Origin of the sequence: Streptomyces sp. PA03-3a, from assembly GCF_033792735.1 — a bacterium.
Classification (GTDB): domain Bacteria; phylum Actinomycetota; class Actinomycetes; order Streptomycetales; family Streptomycetaceae; genus Actinacidiphila.
In genome coordinates, this window is sequence record NZ_JARAVM010000005.1 from 52655 (window position 1) to 74066 (window position 21412).

Consider the following 21412-nt stretch of genomic DNA (forward strand, 5'->3'; position numbering starts at 1 on the left):
TCACGCCGGGGCCGTGACGAAGTCGATCAGCTCCTCCACGCGCCCCAGCAGTTCCGGCTGGAGGTCCTTGTAGGAGTGGACGGCGCCCAGGATGCGCTGCCAGGCGGCGCCGGTGTTCTCCGGCCAGCCCAGGGCGCGGCACACGCCGGTCTTCCAGTCCTGGCCGCGGGGGACGGCCGGCCAGGCGGGGATGCCGACGGAGGAGGGCTTCACGGCCTCCCAGACGTCGATGTAGGGGTGGCCGGCGACCAGGACGTGCTCGCCGGTGACCTCCGCGGCGATCCGGGACTCCTTGCTGCCGGGCACCAGGTGGTCGACGAGCACGCCGAGGCGCGCGTCCGGGCCGGGGGCGAAGGAGGCGACGATGGCGGGGAGGTCGTCGACGCCTTCCAGGTACTCGACGACGACGCCCTCGAGCCGCAGGTCGTCGCCCCAGACGCGCTCGACCAGTTCCGCGTCGTGGCGGCCCTCGACGTAGATACGGCCGGCGCGGGCGACCCGGGCCCGGGCGCCGGGGACGGCGAGGGAGCCGGAGGCGGTAAGCCGCGGGCCGCCCGCGGGGGCGGCGGAGGGGCGCACGAGGGTGACCACGCGGCCCTCCAGGAGGAAGCCGCGGGGTGCCATGGGGAAGACGCGGTGCTTGCCGAAGCGGTCCTCGAGGGTGACCGTGGGGCCCTCGGCGGTCTTCTCGCAGCGGACGACGGCGCCGCAGAAGCCGGTGGAGACCTCCTCCACCACCAGGTCCCGCTCGGCGGCGACCTCGGGCGCGGGCGTGGCGGGCCGTTTCCACGGCGGGGTGAGGTCGGGGTCGTAGCTGCGGCTGCGCATGCCTGCGATCGTATCCGCGCGGCACGCCGCTCAGGCGGATCCGAACCGGGCGGCGAGCGCGTCCCGTTGGGCGCGGACGAAGCGGGCGTCGACGACCGCGCCGTGGCCCGGCACGTACAGCGCGGTCTCGCCGCCCAGCACGAGCAGCCGGTCCAGGGCGGCGGGCCAGGCGTGCGGGGCGGCGTCGGGCCCGGCCTGGGGCTCGCCGGACTCCTCGACGAGGTCGCCGCAGAAGACCACGGCCGGCGTGCCCGGCACGACCACCGCCAGGTCGTGCGTGGTGTGCCCCTCACCCGGGTGGACCAGCAGGACCTGCCGGTCGCCGCCGAGGTCGAGTTCGCAGGAGCCGTCCACGAGGTGACCGGGGTGCACGAGGGCCTCCGCCGCCCGCGCGGACTCGGCCTCGCCGGCGCCGTGCCGGACCGCGTCCCGGCCCAGCGAGAAGCGCTCGCGGCCGAGGTAGGTGTCGAGCGTCATCTCGCCGAAGACCTGGACGCCCTCGAACGCGGCGGTGCCGAAGACGTGGTCGAAGTGGCCGTGGGTGAGTGCGATGTGCGTCACGTCCCGCCCGGTCAGTTCGCGGACCTCACGGCGGAGTCCGGCGCCCTCGGGGACGGAGGAGCCCGTGTCGATCAGCAGCACGCCGTCGTCGCCGACGACCACCCCGACGGTCACGTCGAGGAAGGGCAGCCGCCGCCGTGCGACGCCCGGGGCGAGCTGTTCCCAGCCGCCGGGGGAGCCCGGCGCGGTCGGTGTGGTCTCCACAACGTGACGGTATCCCCGCGACCTGCCCCGCGCCCGCTACGGTGGCCGGTCAAGGACGTCCCGGGACCGGACCCGTGGACGGCCCTTGCCGAGGTCTTGCCACCCCGCCGTACACTGACTTGGGGAAAACTGGCACTCAGCCCAGAGGAGTGCCAGGCCACGGGGGCGACACGACCCGCACGGTGACCGAGCGACTGGAGGTGCGCGATGCTCAGTGAACGACGACTGGAAGTGCTGCGTGCCATCGTCCAGGACTACGTGGGCACCGAGGAGCCGGTCGGCTCCAAGGCGCTGACCGAGCGGCACGCCCTCGGCGTTTCCCCGGCCACCGTCCGCAACGACATGGCCGTGCTGGAGGACGAGGGCTACATCCAGCAGCCCCACACCAGCGCCGGCCGCGTGCCGACCGACAAGGGCTACCGGCTCTTCGTCGACCGGCTGACCAGTGTCAAGCCGCTGTCCGGCGCCGAGCGCCGGGCCATCGGGAACTTCCTGGACGGCGCCGTCGACCTCGACGACGTGGTGGCCCGGACGGTCCGGCTGCTTGCGCAGCTCACCCGGCAGGTCGCGATCGTCCAGTACCCGTCGCTCACCCGCTCGACGGTGCGCCACGTCGAACTGCTCGCGCTCGCCCCGGCCAGGGTCATGCTGGTGCTGATCACGGACACCGGACGGGTGGAGCAGCGACTGGTGGACGCCCCGGCACCGGTCGGCGAGACCGTGCTGGCCGACCTGCGCGCCCGGCTGAACAGCCGGGTGGTGGGGCGCCGGTTCAGCGACGTCCCGCCGCTGGTGCAGGAGCTCCCCGAGGGCTTCGAGCCCGACGACCGGCCCTCCGTCCAGGTGGTGCTCGCCACACTCCTGGAGACCCTGGTCGAGGAGACCGAAGAGCGGATCATGCTCGGCGGCACGGCCAACCTGACCCGCTTCGGGCACGACTTCCCGCTGACGATCCGCCCGGTGCTGGAGGCGCTCGAGGAGCAGGTGGTGCTCCTCAAGCTGCTGGGCGAGGCCAAGGATTCGGGCGTGACGGTGAGAATCGGTCACGAGAACTTCCATGAGGGCCTGAACTCCACATCGGTCGTCTCCGTCGGCTACGGTTCGGGCGACGAGGCGGTGGCGAAACTCGGCGTGGTCGGACCGACCCGCATGGACTACCCCGGAACGATGGGAGCGGTACGCGCAGTGGCACGTTACGTCGGACAGATCCTGGCGGAGTCGTAGTGGCCACGGACTATTACGCCGTGCTCGGCGTGCGCCGCGACGCAGGACCGGACGAGATCAAGAAGGCCTTCCGCCGTCTCGCGCGAGAGCTGCACCCGGACGTCAATCCGGACCCGAAGACCCAGGAGCGGTTCAAGGAGATCAACGCCGCTTACGAGGTGCTCTCGGACCCGCAGAAGAAGCAGGTCTACGACCTCGGCGGCGACCCGCTGTCCGCCAACGGCGGCGGTGCGGGCGCGGGCGCGGGCTTCGGCCAGGGCTTCGGCAACTTCAGCGACATCATGGACGCCTTCTTCGGCACGGCGTCCCAGCGCGGCCCGCGCTCGCGCACCCGGCGCGGCCAGGACGCGATGATCCGGCTGGAGATCGAGCTGGACGAGGCGGCCTTCGGCACGACCAAGGACATCCAGGTCGACACGGCCATCGTCTGCAACACCTGCCACGGCGAGGGCGCCGCCCCGGGCACGACCGCGCAGACGTGTGACATGTGTCGCGGCCGCGGTGAGGTCTCGCAGGTCACGCGGTCCTTCCTCGGCCAGGTCATGACCTCCCGCCCGTGCCCCCAGTGCCAGGGCTTCGGAACCGTCGTCCCCAACCCGTGCCCGGAGTGCGCGGGCGACGGCCGGATCCGTTCGCGGCGCACGCTGACGGTCAAGATCCCGGCCGGTGTCGACAACGGCACCCGCATCCAGCTGGCGGGCGAGGGCGAGGTCGGCCCCGGCGGCGGCCCCGCCGGCGACCTCTACGTCGAGATCCGTGAGCTCCCGCACCAGATGTTCCAGCGGCGTGGTGACGACCTGCACTGCACCGTCACCATTCCGATGACGGCGGCGGCGCTGGGCACCAAGGTCCCGCTGGAGACCCTGGACGGGCTGGAGGAGATCGACATCCGGCCCGGGACGCAGTCCGGCCAGTCGATCCCGCTCCACCAGCGCGGCGTCACGCACCTGCGCGGCGGCGGCCGGGGCGACCTCATCGTGCACGTCGAGGTGCAGACCCCGGGCAAGCTCGACCCGGAGCAGGAGGAACTGCTGCGCCGCCTGGCGAAGCTGCGCGGCGAGGAGCGGCCCCTGGGGCAGTTCCAGCCGGGCCAGCAGGGGCTGTTCTCCCGCCTCAAGGACGCGTTCAACGGGCGCTAGGGCGACAGGCCCAGCCACCCGGGGGCCCGCGGCCGGGGTGCACGACACCCTGGACCGCGGGCCGTCGCGTGCCGTGAAACGATGGGCGCATGGCCGCCCTGACCCACCGCTCCCCGAGGATCGCGCCGTGACCGCACCCGTCTTCGTCGTCGAACCCGGCGCGCTGGGCCCGGACCGCATCACGCTCTCCGGCCCCGAGGGGCGGCACGCGGTGTCCGTGCGCCGGCTGCGGGCCGGCGAGGAGATCGTGCTCACCGACGGCCTGGGGCGCGGCGCGTACGGCACGGTGGCGGCCGTCGACGGCAAGGACACGCTCGAGGTCGCCGTCGCCGAGGTCCGCGAGGAGTCCGAGCCCCGCCCGCGGATCACGGTCGTCCAGGCGCTGCCCAAGGGCGACCGAGGGGAACTCGCCGTCGAGACCATGACCGAGGTCGGCGTCGACGCCGTCGTGCCGTGGGCCGCCGCGCGCTGCATCACCCAGTGGAAGGGCGAGCGCGGCGCCAAGTCGCTGGCCAAGTGGCGGTCCACCGCCCGTGAGGCGGCCAAGCAGGCCCGGCGGCTGCGGTTCCCGGAGGTCGGCGATCTGCTGACGACCCGTCAGCTCGCCGGGCTGCTGTCCGGCGCCGCGTTCGCCGCGGTCCTCCACGAGGAGGGCTCGGAGCCCCTCGCCACGGCCCCGTTGCCGCCCGAGGGCGACATCGTGCTCGTCGTCGGTCCCGAGGGCGGGGTCTCCCCGGAGGAGCTCGACGCCTTCGCCGCGGCAGGCGCGAAGCCGTACCGCCTCGGCGCCAGCGTGCTGCGCACCTCCACCGCGGGTGTCGCCGCCACGGCCCTCCTGCTGGGACGTACCGGACGCTGGGGCTGACGCGGCCGCCGAGGTGGCGTCCCCCCGGCGGGCAATGAGATCGAAAACCCCTGACCAGCCGGGCGCCGGGTGGTTAATGTGACGACGTGACGCAGCCGCAGCCTTCGCATCCCGCGTACCTCCGCTTCCCGCACCTGCACGGTGACTTGATCACCTTCACCGCCGAGGACGACGTCTGGGCCGCCCCGCTGGACGGCAGCGGACGGGCCTGGCGGGTCAGCGCCGACAACATGCCGGTCGGCCATCCGCGGTTCTCGCCCGACGGGACGCTCATCGCGTGGACCTCCACGCGGGACGGCGCACCCGAGGTGCACGTCGCGGCCGCCGACGGCGGGCCGTCGAAGCGGCTGACGCACTGGGGCAGCGTGCGCACCTCCGTACGGGGCTGGACGCCCGGCGGCGACGTGCTGGCCATCAGCACGTACGGGCAGGCGTCGCTGCGCCGCAGTTGGGCGCGGGCGATCCCGGTCGACGGCGGTCCCGCCTCGACGCTGCCGTACGGGCCGGTCGGGGCCGTCGCCCACGGGCCGGACGGGGCCGTGCTGCTGCTGTCGGCCACGATGGGCCGTGAGGCGGCGGCCTGGAAGCGCTACCGGGGCGGCACCGCGGGCAAGTTGTGGATCGACCGCACGGGCGAGGGGGAGTTCGAGCGGATCCACACCGGCCTGGACGGCAACCTGGAGTACCCGATGTGGGTGGGGGACAGGATCGCCTTCCTCTCCGACCACGAGGGCGTCGGCGCCGTCTACTCCAGCCTCCCCGACGGCTCGGACCTGCGCCGCCACACCTCCGTGGCGGACGGCGGCTTCTACGCCCGGCAGGCCGCCACCGACGGCTCCCGCGTCGTCTACACCAGCACCGGCCGGCTGTTCCTGCTGGACGACCTCGACGGCGCCGAGGCCCGCCCGGTCGAGGTGCGCCTCGGCGGCCAGCGCGCCGACCTGCAGCCGCACCCGATCCACGCGGCCTACCACCTCGGCGACGCGCGGCCCGACCACACCGGCCGCGGCAGCGCGGTCGAGATCCGCGGCACCACGCACTGGGTCACCCACCGCGGCGGCCCGGCACGGGCGTTGTCGGCCGAGCCCGGGGTGCGCACGAGGCTGCCGCGGGTGTTCGGCGGCGAGGGCGACCAGCAGGTCGTCTGGGTCACCGACGCCGAGGGCGAGGACGCGCTGGAGATCGCCCCCGCGGCGGGCACCGGCACCGCAGCGCCCCGCCGGCTGGCCTCGGGGCGGCTCGGCCGGGTGCTGGGGATGACCGTCTCACCGGACGGCCACCGGATCGCCGTCGCCTCGCACGACGGCCGGGTGCTGCTCGTCGAGGCCCAGACCGGAGAGGTCCGCACCGTCGTGGAGGGCGAGCACGGCCACGCCACCGGCCTCGCCTTCTCGCCCGACTCGGCCTGGCTCGCCTGGTCGCACGCCGGACCCGACCCGCTGCGCCAGCTCAAGCTGGCCTCGACCGCCGACCTCACCGTCGTCGACGCGACGCCGCTGCGCTTCCAGGACTTCTCGCCCGCCTTCACCGCCGACGGCAAGCACCTGGCGTTCCTGTCCGAGCGCTCCTTCGACCCGGTCTACGACGACCACGTCTTCGACATGGCCTTCCTGCGCGCCTGTCGCCCCCACCTGATCACGCTCGCCGCCACCACGCCCTCCCCCTTCGGCCCGCAGCGCCACGGCCGCCCGGTCGACTCCTCCGCCGAGGACAAGGACGGCGAGGACCGCGCCCAGGACGAGGGCAAGAAGGACTCCCGCACGGAGGACGGCGAGGACCGCCCCCGCACCCCCGTCACCAGGGTGGACGCCGAGGGCCTGGCCGACCGCATCGTCCCCTTCCCGGTGGAGGCGGCCCGCTACTCCACCCTGCGCGCGGCCAAGGACGGCGTCCTGTGGCTGCGCCACCCCGTGCGCGGGGTCCTGGGCGCGAGCCTGGCCTCACCCGAGGCCGAGCCGCCGTCCACCGCGCTGGAGCGCTACGACCTCAAGCAGCTGCGCGTGGAGGACATCGCCGACGACGCCGACGACTACGCCGTCAGCGGCGACGGCAACAAGGTGCTGGTGACGTCCGGTCACCGGCTGCGGGTCGCCGCGGCCGACCACAAGTCGGCCCCGTCCGAGGACGAGACCGACAGCAACGTCACCGTCGACCTCTCCCGGGTCCGCGTCACCGTGGACCCGCAGGCCGAGTGGCGGCAGATGTACGACGAGTCGCACCGCCTGATGCGGGACAACTTCTGGCGCGCCGACATGGGCGGCGTCGACTGGGACGGGGTGCGCGAGCGCTACCGGCACGTCCTGGACCGGGTCGCCACCCACGACGACCTCGTCGACCTGCTCTGGGAGGTGGCGGGCGAGCTCGGCACCTCGCACGCCTACGTCGTGCCGTACGGCGGCCGCGGCGACGGGCTGCACCGCCAGGGCCTGCTGGGCGCGGACCTCGCCCGGGACGCGGACGGCGTGTGGCGCGTGGAGCGGGTGCTGCCCTCGGAGACCTCCGACCCGATGGCCGGCTCCCCGCTGGCCGCGCCGGGCGCCGCGGTCCGCGCGGGCGACGCGATCCTCGCGGTGGACGGACGGCCCGTGGATCCGCTGACCGGCCCCGGCCCGCTGCTGATGGGCACCGTGCGCAAGCCCGTCGAGCTCACCGTCGGCCCCGCCGACGGCGGGGCGGCGCGCCATGTGGTCGTCGTGCCCATCGCGGACGAGGAGCCGCTGCGCTACCACGACTGGGTCGCCGGGCGCCGGGCGTACGTGCACGAGCTGTCCGGCGGCCGGCTGGGGTATCTGCACGTGCCCGACATGGTCGGCTCCGGCTGGGCCCAGCTCCATCGCGACCTGCGCGTGGAGGTCGTGCGGGAGGGGCTGGTCGTCGACGTGCGGGAGAACCGCGGCGGCCACACCTCGCAGCTGGTCGTGGAGAAGCTGGCGCGGCGGATCGTGGGCTGGAACCTGCCCCGCGGGCTGCCGGCCTCCAGTTACCCGCTGGACGCGCCGCGCGGGCCCGTCGTGGCCGTCGCCAACGAGTTCTCCGGCTCGGACGGCGACATCGTCAACGCGGCGATCAGGGCGCTGGGGATCGGGCCCGTGGTGGGCACCAGGACCTGGGGCGGCGTCATCGGCATCGACTCCCGCTACCACCTGGTCGACGGGACGCTGGTCACCCAGCCGAAGTACGCCACCTGGCTGGAGGGCGTGGGCTGGGACGTGGAGAACCACGGCGTCGACCCGGACGTCGAGGTCGTCCACACCCCGCAGGACTCGGCCGCCGGGCGGGACCCGCAGCTGGACGAGGCCGTCCGTCTCGCGCTGGAGGCGCTGGAGGCCGATCCGGCCCGCACCGCGCCCCCGTTGCCGTAGCGGCGGGAGCGGGGCCCGGCGCGACCCGGGCCCCGCGGCGGCGCGCCGCCGCGGGGGGCACCGGTAGCATGCGGGACGTACTGATCAACCCCTGGACGGAGGCGTCAGGTGGCGGGAGAGCCGCAGGCGGACTGCCTGTTCTGCAAGATCGTCGCGGGGAGCGTCCCCGCGACCGTCGTGCGGGAGACCGAGACGACCGTCGCGTTCCGCGACATAAACCCCCAGGCGCCGACGCACGTTCTGGTCATCCCCAAGGCGCACTACCCGGACGCCGCCTCGCTGGCCGCCCGGGCGCCCCAACTCGCCGCGGACGTGCTGCGGGAGGCGGGCGAGGTGGCGACCGAGGACAAGGTGGCCGGGAGCGGCTACCGGATCGTCTTCAACACCGGCGCGGGGGCCGGCCAGACCGTCTTCCACGCGCACGCCCACGTGCTGGGCGGCCGTGGCTTCGAGTGGCCGCCCGGATAACCGCCGGTGTCCGCACGTGAACTGGTCGTGCTCGGCACGGCCAGCCAGGTTCCGACCCGGCACCGCAACCACAACGGCTACTTCCTGCGCTGGGACGCCGAGGGCATCCTCTTCGACCCGGGGGAGGGTACACAGCGCCAGATGCTGCGGGCCGGTGTGGCGGCGCACGACCTGACGAGGCTGTGCGTGACCCACTTCCACGGGGACCACAGCCTGGGCCTCGCCGGGGTGATCCAGCGGATCAACCTCGACCGGGTGCCCCACCCCGTCACGGCCCACTACCCCGAGTCCGGCCGCCGCTTCTTCGACCGGCTGCGCTACGCCACCGCCTACCGCGAGACGGTGGCCCTGCGTGAGGAACCGGTGAAGGGCGAGGCGGTGGTGCTGGTCGAGTCCGGCGCCTTCCTGCTGGAGGCGCGCCGGCTGTCGCACCCGGTGGAGGCGTACGGCTACCGGCTGGTCGAGCCCGACGGGCGTCGCATGCTGCCGGAGCGGCTGGCCGCGCACGGCATCACCGGCCCGGCGGTGGGCCGGCTGCAGCGCGAGGGCGAGGTGGACGGGGTGACGCTCGCCGAGGTGAGCGAGCCGCGCCCGGGGCAGCGCTTCGCCTTCGTGATGGACACCCGGCTCTGCGACGCCGTGTACGCCCTCGCCGACGGCTGCGACCTGCTCGTCATCGAGTCGACCTTCCTCGACGAGGACGCCGCGCTCGCCGAGGAGCACGGGCATCTGACGGCTGGTCAGGCCGCCCGCGTGGCGGCGGAGTCCGGCGTCCGGCACCTGGTGCTCACGCACTTCTCGCAGCGCTACACCGACCCGGCGGACTTCGAGCGCCAGGCACGGGACGCGGGCTTCGAGGGCGAGCTGACGGTCGCCCAGGACCTCGGCCGGGTCGCCGTCCCGAAGCGCCGCCAGACCTAGCCGAACGCCTCTGACCTGTACGGTTGCCGGGTGAGCATCCCCAAGGCCGAACTGCATCTGCACATCGAAGGCACCCTCGAACCCGAGCTCGCCTTCGCCCTCGCCGAGCGGAACGGGGTCGACCTGCCGTACGCCTCGACCGAGGAGCTGCGGCAGGCCTACTCCTTCAGCGACCTGCAGTCCTTTCTCGACCTGTACTACGCGCTCATGGCCGTGCTCCGCACGGAGCAGGACTTCGCCGACCTCGCCGACGCCTACCTCGCCCGCGCCGCCGCGCAGGGCGTGCGGCACGCCGAGGTCTTCTTCGACCCGCAGGCGCACACCGCGCGCGGCGTCCCGCTCGGCACGGTGGTGGAGGGCCTGGCGAGGGCCCTGGACCGCGCCCCGGAGCGGCACGGCGTCAGCACGCGGCTGATCATGTGCTTCCTGCGGGACGAGTCCGCCGAGTCCGCGCTGGAGACCTTCGAGGCCGCCCGGCCCCACCTGCACCGGATCAGCGCCGTCGGCCTGGACTCCGCCGAGGTCGGCCACCCGCCGTCGAAGTTCCGAGCGGTGTACGAGGCCGCCGCGGCGGCGGGTCTGCGCCGGGTCGCGCACGCGGGCGAGGAGGGTCCGCCGGCGTATGTGCGGGAGGCGCTGGACGTGCTCGGCGTCGACCGGATCGACCACGGCATCCGCAGCATGGAGGACCCGGACCTGGTGGCCCGGCTGGTCCGCGACCAGGTGCCGCTGACCGTCTGCCCGCTGTCCAACGTACGGCTGCGCTGCGTGGACACCCTCGCCGACCACCCGCTGCCCGCCATGCTCGACGCGGGCCTGATGGTCACCCTGAACTCCGACGACCCCGCCTACTTCGGCGGCTACGCGGGCGACACCTTCGACGCCGTGGCCGGCGCGCTGCCGCTCGGCGAGGACGACCTGCGCAGGCTCGCCCGCAACTCCTTCCTGGCCGCCTTCCTCGACGACGACGAGGAGTTGCGTGCCCGGTACCTCGCCGAGGTGGACGCCCACACGTTCTGAGTGCCGCCGCGCGTGCCGTCTGAGTACGCGCACTCATGCGGGGCGTGCCGCGCGGGCGGAGCATGGAGTCATGCGAAGGCACCTGATGCGGCCCGCAGCGGCCGTCACGCTGATCGTGACCACGCCCGTCGCCACCTGGGGGCTCATGGGCCGGCAGGACGCCGCGGGCTTCGACCCCTCCGAACTGGACTACCTGGTGCGGCCCTTCGGCATACCGGCGGGGGCGGAGACCGCGATCGGCGCGGCCGCCGCCGTGCTGGCCACCGGCGCGGCGGTGCTGCTGGGCCGGGCCTCCCGTCCCGGGCCGGACCGCTTCGACGGCCGGTGGTGGGAGGTCATCGGGCCGCTGCTCGCGGCCGGGCTGCTGACCGGCGCGATCTGGCGGACGGTGACGGCCGGGGTGATCGGCGCCAACATCGGCGCCGGGCTGGCGATGCTGCTCGGCGGGCCCCTGGTCGCCGGGCTGGTGCTGTGGTCGCTGGGCCGCGGCCTGTGGCTGGCCCGCGCCCGCCGCCGCGGCCCCCGTCCCCCGCGCGGCGGGACGGGCACCGCGGGCTGGCGGCCCGCCGCCGGTCAGGGCACGTAGTACATCGGGTTGGGGAGCTTGAACGACTTGTCGGCGTGACCGCCGTTCAGGTCGCTGTACTGGTCGCCGAAGTTGGCGACGATGTCGTACCCCTGCGCCTCGATGTGGGCCCGGGTGCCCGCCTTGTAGTCGACGGTGGAGCAGGTCCACGTCGGGGCGGAGCAGGGCAGGTAGTCGGTCGCGACCTTGTTCTTCAGGAAGAAGTGGGCCGGGTCGGCGGTGGAGGTGTAGCCGGCGGCCCCGAGGTTGCGGACGCTCGCGGCGCGCTGCGTCTCCGGGCGGCCGGTGATCCAGAAGACGGTCACACCGTGGTCGGCGGCCCAGTCGGCCAGTTGGGGCATGCCGGGGACCGGGGCCATGTCCTTGTTCTGGATGTACGCGTCGTTGGAGGCGGGCGTGTAGTCGAAGCCCACCTCGAGCTCGTAGTTGTACGTCAGCAGGGACGTGTCGTCGACGTCCAGGACGATCGCCGGCTTGCCGTGGCGGTGGTGCGCGGGCTTCGCGAGGGCGTCCCGCAGGTAGTCCTGGGCCTTCTTCTCGATGCCGGTGACCTGCTTGGCGTAGTTGCCGTCGGCCGCGGCCTGGTGCTCGCCCGAGGCGTCGACGGTGTCGCCGTAGTACGCCTTGATGTCGTTGACCACGTCGGTCAGGTTGGGGATCTGCTTGTCGCTGCGCGGCACGGAGGTGTCCGCGGTCGCCGCGCCGACCCCGTAGAGGGTGGCGGCGGCCGCCACCGCGGCGACGGCGGCGGCGACGGTGCGGGTGCGCCCGCGGGTGAACACGGACGGCCTGGCTGCGGGCATCTGGGGGCTCCTTCGATCCGGCCGGGAGGGCGCACACGGCCGGGCCCACGCGTTCGAGGCGGATGCCCGGCCCTGCGGGGCTCGTTGACGCGGCGACGCTAGGGGTCCCGATCATGCTGGTCAAGGGCTGTCTACGCGCGATGAACCGGAATCGCCGCCCGAGGCCGGATCAGCCCAGGTCGCCACGTGCGGAAAGGACCGGCAAAGCTTTGGCATGCCGCCGCGGCCGGGCGGCCGCGCCGCCCTGCCGGTACCCGTTCGAGGGTCAGTGGCGGTGCCGTCCGGGACCGCGCCGCCCCGGTGCCGCGCCCTTTGCACGGGTGTGCCTCGACAGGGCCGCACCGCCCGCGCAGAGCACGGCGCCCGCCGCGAACGCGGTGAAGCCCAGCGGTGCCTTCGGCAGCCCCCACAGGGACTCCGCGAAGGGGTCCGGCGGGGCCTGCGCGCTGCCCGCACCGCCCAGCAGGCTGAGGATCAGGGACACCCAGACGGCGAACCCGGCGAGCGCCACCAGCACCCCGGCCGCCATGAGCACCCGCCCGGCCCCCCGCACCCGGAACAGCCCGGTGCAGGCCTCGTCGTCGGCCCCGGGGTCCGCCTCACGGCCGTCGCCGCCGCCCCCGTAGCGCCGGCGACCCGCGAGGTACTGCGCGCGCCCGGAGGCGTAGCGGTGGGTGCCGCCGGGCCCGGACGGGGTCCGGGTGTCCCCGAGGTCGTGGAGGACGGCCGGAGGCGGGGGAGCGGCGCCCGGATCCTCGCCGCGCTCCTCCGCGGCGCCGTCCTCGGGATCCCCCGGACGCGCCCGCCCGTGCCGGGCCGCCTCCACCGACAGCCGCAGTTCGACGTGGCCGATGCGGAGCAGGTCCCCGTCGCGGAGGGGGCGCGGCGCGTCGAGCAGGGTCCCGTTGAGGTAGGTGCCGTTGGTCGAGCCGAGGTCGCTGAGCACGACGTGGCTGCCGGCGCGGTTCATCGCGGCGTGCCGCCGGCTCACGCCCTCCGCGTCCAGCCGGATCCCGCTGCCGGCGAGCCTGCCGATCTCGCAGTAGCCGGCCGGAACGGCGTAGGCCCGTCCGGCGTCCGGCCCCGTGGTCACGATCAGTTGCGGCGGTGCGGCCGAGTGTCCGGGCATCTCCAGCCCCTGGGGTCATCCGCTTTCCCTCAGCATCCGTCCGCGTCCCCGCGCGGACAAACGCTGGTCAAGGCCCCGGGCGCGCGTACGATCGGTCGGAACGACACCAGGCCGGGAGGAGCCCGGGTGGAAGACCAGCCCGTCCTCGACCCGCTCGCGGCGGTACGCGGGCCGGACGACCCGGAGACCGATGTGTACCTGACCGGCACGGTCTTCCTGGACATCATCTTCACCGGTCTGGACAGCGCGCCAGTCCGCGGCACCGAGTCGTGGGCGCGCGGCATGGGTTCCAGCCCCGGCGGCGTGGCCAACATGGCGACCGCCCTCGCCCGGCTGGGGCTGCGCACCTCGCTCGCGGCCGCCTTCGGCGACGACGTGTACGGGGACTACTGCTGGGACGCTCTCGCCGCGGGCGAGGGCATCGAGCTGGCGCTGTCCCGCAAGATCCCCGGCTGGCACTCCCCGGTCACCGTCTCCATGGCGTACGAGGGCGAGCGCACCATGGTCAGTCACGGCCACGAGGCCCCGCCGCCCGAGGAGCCCGCCCCGCCGTGCCCGCCGCCGAGCCGAGCGTGCGTGGCCTCCCTGGTGCCCGGAGTCCCGCAGCAGGAGTGGATCGGCACCGCCGCCGGGCGGGGCAGCCGGATCTTCGCCGACGTCGGCTGGGACGACAGCGGCCGCTGGGACCGCGCCGACCTCGCCGACCTGGCGCACTGCGAGGCCTTCCTGCCGAACGCGGCCGAGGCCATGCGCTACACCCGCACCGACTGCCCCCGCACCGCCGCCCGCAAGCTGGCCGAGCTGGTCCCCCTGGCGGTGGTCACGCTGGGATCCGAGGGCGCGTACGCGGTGGACTCCGCCGCCGGGCAGGCGGCCGAGGTCCCGGCGCTCTCCGTCGAGGCCCTGGACCCCACGGGCGCCGGGGACGTCTTCGTCGCGGGCTTCCTGACCGGCACCCTGGCCGGCTGGGCCCTCGCCGACCGGCTGGCCTTCGCGTGCCTCACGGCGGCGCTGTCGGTGAAGGAGTTCGGCGGTTCGCTGTCGGCGCCCGGCTGGATCGAGATCGCGGCCTGGTGGCAGCACGCCAAGGCCTACGACGACCAGGACCGCTCCGCACTGCGCCGCTACGCCTTCCTGGACGACCTGCTGCCCACCGGCACCCGCCGCTGGCCCCTGCGCCGGGCGGTGCCGACGGTCGGCTTCCGTCCGCCACCGATGCGCTGACGCGGTGTGCGCCGGGCGGCGGGAGGGCGTCAGCCGATGACGTCGACGGGGCAGCCTGCCGCCCTCGCGTTTCGCATGCGCCGTCACGCCCGGCGTTCCAGGATCTGCCCCGGCCAGGGGTCGCCCTCCTCCCGGCTGACGGCGAAGGGCTGGGCACGGGTGAAGCCCAGGGCCTCGTACTGCCGTACGAGCCGGCCCTCGCCGCCCGCGTAGCAGTCGACCCGCAGCAGCCGGATGCCGCGCCGCCGGGTCTCGGCGACGGCGTCCTCCACCAGGGCCGCGCCGATGCCGCTGCCGGAGAGCGACCGGTCGGTGACCAGCAGCCGGACGTACAGCTCGCGCTCGTCCACGGGCGGGGCGTAGTCGGGCCTCTCCTCGGCCAGCACGCAGACGCCCACCACCCGGCCGCCGGTCTCGGCGACGCGCAGCAGGTACTCCTCGGCGTACCGGGTCACGCGCTCCACCGCCGGGGGCCGGGAGGACCAGGGGCGGGTGCCCCACTGGCCGGCGTGGCCGCGAGCGGTGAGCCACTCGACGGCCCCGTCGAGCAGGGCGAGCGTGGCGGGCAGGTCCCCGGGTCCTCCGGTGCGGATCTTCATTCTGCTGTTCTACCCGGCGCGTGACGGAGCGTAAAACCTCTCGGAACCCAAGCCGCACCGACGTACCCTTGAACCCCAAGCCCAGTGGCATGCCGAACAGCAGAAGGCGGGATGAGCAGGCCGTCGAGCCTGGCCCATGACTCAGACACGGACAACGCAGCAACGGCAGGCGAGCGCCCACTTCGTCGTACCGGCGAAGCACCCCATGGTGACCGTCCTGGGGTCGGGGGACTCGCTGTTGCGCGTCATAGAGCAGGCGTTCCCGGCGGTCGACATCCATGTACGAGGCAATGAGATCAGCGCGAGCGGGGAACCCGCGGACGTCGCACTGGTCCAGCGCCTCTTCGACGAGATGATGCTGGTACTGCGCACAGGCCAGCCGATGACGGAGGACGCAGTGGAGCGGTCGATCGCCATGCTCCGGCAGGACAGCGGAACCGACGGCCTGGAGGAGACCCCCTCCCAGGTGCTCACCCAGAACATCCTGTCCAGCCGGGGCCGCACGATCCGCCCCAAGACCCTCAACCAGAAGCGCTACGTCGACGCGATCGACAAGCACACGATCGTCTTCGGCATCGGGCCGGCCGGCACCGGCAAGACGTACCTGGCCATGGCCAAGGCCGTCCAGGCCCTGCAGTCCAAGCAGGTCAACCGGATCATCCTGACCCGCCCCGCCGTCGAGGCGGGCGAGCGGCTCGGCTTCCTGCCGGGCACGCTCTACGAGAAGATCGACCCGTACCTGCGCCCGCTGTACGACGCGCTGCACGACATGATCGACCCCGACTCGATCCCCCGCCTCATGGCGAGCGGCACGATCGAGGTCGCTCCTCTGGCCTACATGCGCGGACGCACGCTCAACGACGCGTTCATCATCCTCGACGAGGCGCAGAACACCAGCGCCGAGCAGATGAAGATGTTCCTCACCCGCCTCGGCTTCGACTCCAAGATCGTCATCACCGGAGACGTCACGCAGGTCGACCTCCCCGGTGGCACGAAGAGCGGGCTGCGCCAGGTCGTGGACATCCTCGAAGGCCTCGAGGACGTGCACTTCTCGCGTCTGACGAGCACGGATGTCGTACGCCATAAGCTGGTCGGGCGCATCGTGGACGCCTACGAGCGCTACGACGACCTCAACGGCAACCGAAAGTAGCCACCGAAGCACTATGGCGATCGACGTCAACAACGAATCCGGCTGGGACTTCGACGAGGCGGCGGTGCTCGACATCAGCCGCTACGCCCTGCAGCACATGCGTATCCACCCGCTGTCCGAGCTCTCGGTCATCGCGATCGACGCCGACGCCATGGAGCAGCTGCACATCCAGTGGATGGACGAACCGGGCCCCACCGACGTCATGTCCTTCCCGATGGACGAACTGCGTCCCGGGAAGGACGACGAGGAGCCCCCGCAGGGCCTGCTCGGGGACATCGTGCTCTGCCCCGAGGTGGCCAAGAAGCAGGGCGACGCGGCCGTGACCAAGCACTCCATGGACGAGGAGCTGCAGCTGCTCACCGTCCACGGGGTGCTGCACCTGCTCGGTTACGACCACGACGAGGCCGACGAGAAGGCCGAGATGTTCGGCCTGCAGAAGGCCATCCTCGACGGCTGGCGCGCCGAGCGCGGCATCCAGGGGCCTTCGCCGGCCCCGACGACCACCCACTGATCGCGATGGTGGTCTTCGCCGTCCTGCTGGTCGTCGTCGCCTGGCTGGCCGCCTGCGCCGAGGCCGGTATCGCCCGCACCTCCCGCTTCCGGGCGGAGGCAGCGGTGCGTGCCGGCCGGCGCGGGGCGGACAAGCTGCTGGCGGTCTCCTCGGACCCGACCCGCTACCTCAACGTCGCGCTGCTGGTCAGGGTGGCCTGCGAGATGGCGGCGGCGGTGCTGGTGACCGTCGTGTGCGTCCGGCACTTCGAGCGGACCTGGCAGGCGGTCCTGGTGGCGGTCGCCGTCATGATCGTGGTCTCCTACGTCGCGGTGGGCGTCTCGCCCCGCACCATCGGCCGCCAGCACCCGCTCAACACCGCCACCGCGGCGGCGTACGTGCTGCTGCCGCTGGCCCGGGTCATGGGCCCGGTCCCGGCGCTGCTGATCCTCCTCGGCAACGCCCTCACCCCCGGCAAGGGCTTCCGCCAGGGCCCGTTCGCCTCCGAGGCGGAGCTGCGCGCGCTGGTGGACCTCGCCGAGAGCGAGTCCCTCATCGAGGACGAGGAGCGCCGCATGGTGCACTCCGTCTTCGAGCTCGGCGACACCTTGGTCCGCGAGGTGATGGTGCCGCGCACCGAGCTCGTCGCCATCGAACGCTTCAAGACGATCCGCCAGGCCATGACCCTCGCCCTGCGCAGCGGTTTCTCGCGCATCCCGGTCACGGGCGAGAGCGAGGACGACATCGTCGGCATCGTCTACCTCAAGGACCTCGCCCGCCGGGTGCACATCAACCGGGACGCCGAGACCGACCCCGTCTCCTCGCTGATGCGCCCCGCCTACTTCGTCCCCGACACCAAGAACGCCGGCGACCTGCTGCGCGAGATGCAGCGCGAGCGCAACCACGTCGCCGTCGTCATCGACGAGTACGGCGGCACGGCCGGCATCGTCACCATCGAGGACATCCTGGAGGAGATCGTCGGAGAGATCACCGACGAGTACGACCGCGAGCTGCCCCCGGTCGTGGAGCTCGGCGAGGGCCGCTACCGCGTCACCTCCCGCCTCGACCTGGGCGATCTGGGCGAGCTCTACGGAGTGGACCTGGACGACGAGGACGTCGAGACCGTCGGCGGCCTGCTCGCCAAGGTTCTGGGCCGCGTGCCGATCCCCGGTGCCTCCGCCGTCGTCGCGCTCCCCGAGACCGCCTCGGCCCCCCACGCGCCGGCCGCGCTGCGCCTCACCGCGGAGGCCCCGTCGGGCCGCCGCAACCGGATCGGCGCGGTCCTCGTCGAGCCGGTCGCCGCCGTCGTGGACGAGGACGGCGCGGGTCCGGAGCCGGACGGGGCGATGCACGGCGGGTAGTGCCGCGCCCTTCCCCCGTGCGGGGCTCACGGCAGAGCCCTGTCCTCGAGGGGGAGGCGCCGGGACGGCTACGCTGACCGCCATGAGCGACGAGCTGCCCGCGGAAGACCGCAAGATCATCACCCTGGCCCGCTCCACCCGGGCCCGCAACGGGGTCCCCGAGGGCGCGGCGGTCCGCGACGAGACGGGCCGCACCTATGTGGCGGGCACCGTCGCCCTGGAGTCGCTCTCGCTCAGCGCGCTGCAGACCGCGGTGGCCATGGCCGTGGCGAGCGGAGCCACGTCACTGGAGGCGGCGGCCGTGGTGTCCGAGGCGGAGGCGGTGCCGGACGCGGACCGCGCGGCCGTGCGCGACCTCGGCGGTGCGGACACCCCCGTGCTGCTGGCCGGGCCCGACGGCGCCGTCAGGGCGACGATCACCGCCGGCTGAGTCCGCCGGCCCGCCCGCGGTCCCGGCCCGCCGGCGGGCACCGGCGGTCAGCCCGAGGCGGGCCCCGTCGCGCGGGCCGCGCCCAGGGCGTGCTCCCAGTCGCCGAGCAGGGCGCGGGCCGCGGGCAGCAGTGCCTCACCCTGCGCGGTGAGCGCGACGCTGCGCGGCCCGCGGTCGAAGAGGCTGAAGCCGAGCTGGCGTTCGAGGGCCCGGATCTGCTTGGAGAGCGCGGGCTGGGAGATGCGCAGCCGCTCGGCGGCCCGGGTGAAGTGCAGCTCGTCCGCGACCTCGGTGAAGTAGCGGAGGTCACGCAGATGGACGTCCATAGCCATCGGTCATAGCAGTGCCTCCTGGACGGTTCCGTGCTCCCGGCGTAACGCTGGACGACGGCCCGGCAAACGCACCCCGAGCGTCCAGGCCCGCCCGGAACGCACAGGTCAGCGGCGAGTACGCGCCACCGGCCAACACCCCTGCCCGCAGCGGGCCGCCCCGCGCCGGGCACCGGCGGCCGCGGCCGCCGGCTGAGGGCGTCGGCCGGGCCCGGTGGATCAGGGACAATGGTCGCCATGAGCGTGCGCACCGAGACGACCCCCGCCCCCGCCCACCGAGCCGGCTTCGCCTGCTTCGTGGGCCGCCCCAACGCGGGCAAGTCCACCCTGACCAACGCTCTGGTCGGCACGAAGGTGGCCATCACCTCCAACCGGCCGCAGACCACCCGGCACACCGTGCGGGGCATCGTGCACCGCCCCGAGGCCCAGCTCGTCCTCGTCGACACGCCCGGTCTGCACAAGCCGCGCACCCTGCTCGGCGAGCGGCTCAACGACGTCGTCCGCACCACCTGGGCCGAGGTCGACGTGATCGGCTTCTGCCTGCCCGCCGACCAGAAGCTCGGCCCTGGCGACCGCTACATCGCCAAGGAGCTGGGCGAGGTCCGCAAGACCCCGAAGGTGGCCATCGTCACCAAGACCGACCTGGTGGACTCCAAGCGGCTCGCCGAGCAGCTGGTGGCCGTCGCCCAGCTCGGCGCCGAGCTGGGCATCGAGTGGGCCGAGATCATCCCGGTCTCCGCGGTCGGCGACAAGCAGGTCTCCCTCCTCGCCGACCTCATCGTCCCGCTGCTGCCGGAGGGCCCCGCGCTCTACCCGGAGGGCGACCTGACCGACGAGCCCGAGCAGGTCATGGTCGCCGAGCTCATCCGTGAGGCCGCGCTCGAGGGCGTACGGGACGAACTGCCGCACTCCATCGCCGTCGTGGTGGAGGAGATGCTGCCGCGCGAGGGACGCCCCGCGGAGAAGCCGCTGCTGGACGTGCACGCCAACATCTACATCGAGCGCCCCAGCCAGAAGGGCATCATCATCGGCCCCAAGGGCTCTCGGCTGAAGGAGGTCGGCACCAAGTCCCGCCGCCACATCGAGGCGCTGCTCGGGACGCCGGTCTTCCTCGACCTGCACGTGAAGGTCGCCAAGGACTGGCAGCGCGACCCCAAGCAGCTGCGCAAGCTCGGCTTCTGACCCTCCGGCCCGAAGGCCGGGCCCCGAAGGCCGGCGGCGCGGACGTCAGGCCCCCTCCTTCAGCACCAGCCGGACCAGTTCGCGCTGTTCCTCCGTCAGCCAGGGGTCGGCGCAGTGCACCGTGCGGCCGTCGACCGCGATCTCGTACCGGAAGCCGTCCGGAACGCCCTGCGGGGGCCCGCCCGGGTCCGCGGCGAGGATGTCGCGGGCCAGGGCGTGCAGACGGAACGCGTCGGGCCGGCCGGCGGTGTCCAGCACGGCCCGGCGCTCGATCCCCGCGAAGCCGCCGGAGCGGATCACCTCTATGCGCATGGCGGACGCCTACCCGTGGGCGGGCGGTCGCGCACCTTCCGGGGCGGGCGACTGGCGCGGCACGTCGGTGCCGCCGAGGGCGGTCGCGATGCCGACCTCCGACCACGCCTTCACCACCGCGGCGTGCTCCTCGCCCTCGCCGAACCGCCCCGCGGCCGCGGCGACCGTCGCCTGGGCGAACTCGGCGAACGTCGCCCTCGGCGACAGCTCTCCGCCGGTCAGCACGTCGTACCAGACCAGCCCGGCCCGCTCCCAGGCGTTGCCGCCCAGCGCGGTGGCGAGCAGGTGGAACGCCCGGTTGGGGATGCCGGAGTTGATGTGCACGCCGCCGTTGTCCCGCGAGGTGCGGACGTAGGAGTCCATGTGGCCGGGCTGCGGGTCCTTGCCGAGGACGTCGTCGTCGTAGGCCGTGCCGGGGGCCTTCATGGAGCGCAGCGCCACTCCCGTGACGCGCGGGGCGAGCAGTCCGGCGCCGATCAGCCAGTCGGCCTCGTCGGCGGTCTGGCCGAGCGCGTACTGCTTGATGAGGGAGCCGAAGACGTCGGACATCGACTCGTTGAGGGCGCCGGACTGGCCGAAGTAGTCGAGGTTGGCGGTGTACTGGGTGACGCCGTGGGTGAGTTCGTGACCGATGACGTCGAGGGGGAGCGTGAAGTCGAGGAAGATCTCCCCGTCGCCGTCCCCGAAGACCATCTGCTCGCCGTTCCAGAAGGCGTTGTTGTAGTCGCGGTCGTAGTGGACGGTGGCGTTCAGCGGCAGCCCGGAGTCGTCGATGGAGTGGCGGCCGTACGCCGTCAGGTAGAGCTCGAAGGTCGCCCCCAGCCCGTCGTAGGCCCGGTTGACGGTGGCGTCGGCGACGGCGGTGTCGCCCTCCCCGCGCACCGCCCGCCCCGGCAGGTCCGTGCGGTGCTCGGCATCGCTGATCGTGCGGCGCGGCCGGTCCGACGGCTCCGCCCCGGTCACCGGGAGGGCGCCGATGACGGTGGTCAGCCGGCGGCGGGTGCGCTCCGCGGCGTCGCGTTCCAGGGTGCGGCGGGCGGGTTCGGCGAGTGCGCGGTCCTCGTTCCGGGCGACCTTGTCGAGGACATGCGGCGGCACGATCGTGCAAAAAACGGGTGTCTGCTCCATGCAGGGCAATGTGGCACGGTGCTCACTGTCTGTCACTAGCTGTCACCATGATCCACGGAAAGGGGGGAAGATATGCGTTTTTCATGTCATCACGGGC

21 protein-coding genes and 1 pseudogene are annotated in these 21412 nt (G+C 73.5%); 14 read left to right on the forward strand and 8 right to left on the reverse strand.

From position 1 onward, the window contains the following. Both PV342_RS07360 and PV342_RS07365 read right to left on the reverse strand, forming a co-directional pair. Entirely contained in the window at positions 1-828 is an 828-nt protein-coding gene (locus PV342_RS07360; protein WP_500316227.1) for a DUF3097 domain-containing protein, read from the reverse strand. Positions 829-858: 30 nt separating this feature from the next. Then, positions 859-1593, reverse strand: coding sequence for an MBL fold metallo-hydrolase (locus PV342_RS07365; RefSeq protein ID WP_500316229.1), 735 nt, complete (start codon positions 1591-1593; stop codon positions 859-861). A 207-nt stretch (positions 1594-1800) separates the two neighbouring features. On the opposite strand from PV342_RS07365, the gene hrcA reads away from it, so the two are divergent. The 8 genes from hrcA (at position 1801) to PV342_RS07405 (ending at position 11178) form a co-directional block, all read left to right on the forward strand. Continuing rightward, positions 1801-2817: a heat-inducible transcriptional repressor HrcA gene (gene hrcA, locus PV342_RS07370; RefSeq protein WP_026250542.1), complete on the forward strand. Its 1017-nt coding sequence runs from the start codon at positions 1801-1803 to the stop codon at positions 2815-2817. Beyond that, a complete protein-coding gene (gene dnaJ / locus PV342_RS07375) occupies positions 2817-3956 on the forward strand; it encodes a molecular chaperone DnaJ (protein WP_089221484.1) in 1140 nt (379 codons plus the stop codon). Before hrcA ends, dnaJ begins: the two co-directional genes overlap by 1 nt. A gap of 127 nt (positions 3957-4083) precedes the next feature. Continuing rightward, positions 4084-4821 carry a 16S rRNA (uracil(1498)-N(3))-methyltransferase gene (locus tag PV342_RS07380; RefSeq protein WP_386993749.1) on the forward strand — a complete coding sequence of 246 codons (738 nt, stop codon included), beginning with the start codon at positions 4084-4086 and terminating at the stop codon, positions 4819-4821. 86 nt (positions 4822-4907) lie between these two features. Beyond that, positions 4908-8183 carry a S41 family peptidase gene (locus tag PV342_RS07385; RefSeq protein ID WP_400801556.1) on the forward strand — a complete coding sequence of 1092 codons (3276 nt, stop codon included), beginning with the start codon at positions 4908-4910 and terminating at the stop codon, positions 8181-8183. A gap of 108 nt (positions 8184-8291) precedes the next feature. Continuing rightward, positions 8292-8651, forward strand: coding sequence for a histidine triad nucleotide-binding protein (locus PV342_RS07390; protein ID WP_386993747.1), 360 nt, complete (start codon positions 8292-8294; stop codon positions 8649-8651). 6 nt (positions 8652-8657) lie between these two features. Further along, on the forward strand, positions 8658-9572 hold the full coding sequence (locus PV342_RS07395; protein ID WP_400801558.1) for a ribonuclease Z: 915 nt from the start codon (positions 8658-8660) through the stop codon (positions 9570-9572). 30 nt (positions 9573-9602) lie between these two features. Further along, a complete protein-coding gene (locus PV342_RS07400; RefSeq protein ID WP_400801561.1) occupies positions 9603-10592 on the forward strand; it encodes an adenosine deaminase in 990 nt (329 codons plus the stop codon). Between the two features lie 70 nt (positions 10593-10662). After that, positions 10663-11178 carry a hypothetical protein gene (locus tag PV342_RS07405; protein WP_396346034.1) on the forward strand — a complete coding sequence of 172 codons (516 nt, stop codon included), beginning with the start codon at positions 10663-10665 and terminating at the stop codon, positions 11176-11178. On the opposite strand, the gene PV342_RS07410 is transcribed toward PV342_RS07405, so the two are convergent. Together PV342_RS07410 and PV342_RS07415 are read right to left on the reverse strand one after the other, a co-directional pair. Further along, positions 11166-11981: an HAD family acid phosphatase gene (locus PV342_RS07410; RefSeq protein ID WP_500316233.1), complete on the reverse strand. Its 816-nt coding sequence runs from the start codon at positions 11979-11981 to the stop codon at positions 11166-11168. The genes PV342_RS07405 and PV342_RS07410 overlap by 13 nt on opposite strands. 265 nt (positions 11982-12246) lie before the next feature. Further along, positions 12247-13110 carry an FHA domain-containing protein gene (locus tag PV342_RS07415; protein ID WP_500316235.1) on the reverse strand — a complete coding sequence of 288 codons (864 nt, stop codon included), beginning with the start codon at positions 13108-13110 and terminating at the stop codon, positions 12247-12249. Positions 13111-13236: 126 nt separating this feature from the next. On the opposite strand from PV342_RS07415, the gene PV342_RS07420 reads away from it, so the two are divergent. Next, positions 13237-14334: a carbohydrate kinase family protein gene (locus PV342_RS07420; protein WP_018556636.1), complete on the forward strand. Its 1098-nt coding sequence runs from the start codon at positions 13237-13239 to the stop codon at positions 14332-14334. 83 nt (positions 14335-14417) lie between these two features. Here the strand turns inward: PV342_RS07420 and PV342_RS07425 are convergent, their stop codons facing one another. After that, the gene (locus tag PV342_RS07425) at positions 14418-14933 is read right to left on the reverse strand and encodes a GNAT family N-acetyltransferase (protein WP_400801570.1); all 516 of its coding nucleotides are present in this window, start codon (positions 14931-14933) and stop codon (positions 14418-14420) included. Between the two features lie 136 nt (positions 14934-15069). Between PV342_RS07425 and PV342_RS07430 the strand changes: the two genes are divergently transcribed. The 4 genes from PV342_RS07430 (at position 15070) to PV342_RS07445 (ending at position 18364) form a co-directional block, all read left to right on the forward strand. Next, the gene (locus PV342_RS07430; RefSeq protein WP_089221495.1) at positions 15070-16083 is read left to right on the forward strand and encodes a PhoH family protein; all 1014 of its coding nucleotides are present in this window, start codon (positions 15070-15072) and stop codon (positions 16081-16083) included. Between the two features lie 13 nt (positions 16084-16096). Next, entirely contained in the window at positions 16097-16594 is a 498-nt protein-coding gene (ybeY, locus tag PV342_RS07435) for an rRNA maturation RNase YbeY (protein ID WP_018556641.1), read from the forward strand. 5 nt (positions 16595-16599) lie between these two features. Next, positions 16600-17934: a hemolysin family protein gene (locus tag PV342_RS07440; RefSeq protein WP_018556642.1), complete on the forward strand. Its 1335-nt coding sequence runs from the start codon at positions 16600-16602 to the stop codon at positions 17932-17934. An 82-nt stretch (positions 17935-18016) separates the two neighbouring features. Continuing rightward, entirely contained in the window at positions 18017-18364 is a 348-nt protein-coding gene (locus PV342_RS07445) for a cytidine deaminase-like protein (RefSeq protein ID WP_400801573.1), read from the forward strand. A gap of 56 nt (positions 18365-18420) precedes the next feature. Here the strand turns inward: PV342_RS07445 and PV342_RS07450 are convergent. Further along, positions 18421-18696, reverse strand: a pseudogene (locus PV342_RS07450) (helix-turn-helix domain-containing protein); the annotation flags it as partial. Between the two features lie 225 nt (positions 18697-18921). On the opposite strand from PV342_RS07450, the gene era reads away from it, so the two are divergent. Then, complete coding sequence (gene era, locus PV342_RS07455) at positions 18922-19875, forward strand: GTPase Era (RefSeq protein ID WP_018556645.1); 954 nt, start codon at positions 18922-18924, stop codon at positions 19873-19875. A gap of 45 nt (positions 19876-19920) precedes the next feature. Here era and PV342_RS07460 read toward each other — a convergent pair whose 3' ends face one another. Then, positions 19921-20187, reverse strand: a complete 267-nt coding sequence (locus PV342_RS07460; protein WP_386993738.1) for a protealysin inhibitor emfourin — start codon at positions 20185-20187, stop codon at positions 19921-19923. Positions 20188-20196: 9 nt separating this feature from the next. After that, on the reverse strand, positions 20197-21315 hold the full coding sequence (locus PV342_RS07465) for a M4 family metallopeptidase (protein WP_500316239.1): 1119 nt from the start codon (positions 21313-21315) through the stop codon (positions 20197-20199). Positions 21316-21412: the final 97 nt, after the last annotated feature.

Coding starts and splice junctions, on each gene's coding strand:
- PV342_RS07360 (WP_500316227.1), bottom strand. CDS start 828: ATGCGCAGCCGCAGCTACGACCCCGACCTCACCCCGCCGTGGAAACGG.
- hrcA (WP_026250542.1), top strand. CDS start 1,801: ATGCTCAGTGAACGACGACTGGAAGTGCTGCGTGCCATCGTCCAGGAC.
- PV342_RS07405 (WP_396346034.1), top strand. CDS start 10,663: ATGCGAAGGCACCTGATGCGGCCCGCAGCGGCCGTCACGCTGATCGTG.
- PV342_RS07410 (WP_500316233.1), bottom strand. CDS start 11,981: ATGCCCGCAGCCAGGCCGTCCGTGTTCACCCGCGGGCGCACCCGCACC.
- PV342_RS07415 (WP_500316235.1), bottom strand. CDS start 13,110: ATGCCCGGACACTCGGCCGCACCGCCGCAACTGATCGTGACCACGGGG.
- PV342_RS07425 (WP_400801570.1), bottom strand. CDS start 14,933: ATGAAGATCCGCACCGGAGGACCCGGGGACCTGCCCGCCACGCTCGCC.
- PV342_RS07430 (WP_089221495.1), top strand. CDS start 15,070: ATGACTCAGACACGGACAACGCAGCAACGGCAGGCGAGCGCCCACTTC.
- ybeY (WP_018556641.1), top strand. CDS start 16,097: ATGGCGATCGACGTCAACAACGAATCCGGCTGGGACTTCGACGAGGCG.
- PV342_RS07440 (WP_018556642.1), top strand. CDS start 16,600: ATGGTGGTCTTCGCCGTCCTGCTGGTCGTCGTCGCCTGGCTGGCCGCC.
- PV342_RS07445 (WP_400801573.1), top strand. CDS start 18,017: ATGAGCGACGAGCTGCCCGCGGAAGACCGCAAGATCATCACCCTGGCC.
- era (WP_018556645.1), top strand. CDS start 18,922: ATGGTCGCCATGAGCGTGCGCACCGAGACGACCCCCGCCCCCGCCCAC.
- PV342_RS07460 (WP_386993738.1), bottom strand. CDS start 20,187: ATGCGCATAGAGGTGATCCGCTCCGGCGGCTTCGCGGGGATCGAGCGC.
- PV342_RS07465 (WP_500316239.1), bottom strand. CDS start 21,315: ATGGAGCAGACACCCGTTTTTTGCACGATCGTGCCGCCGCATGTCCTC.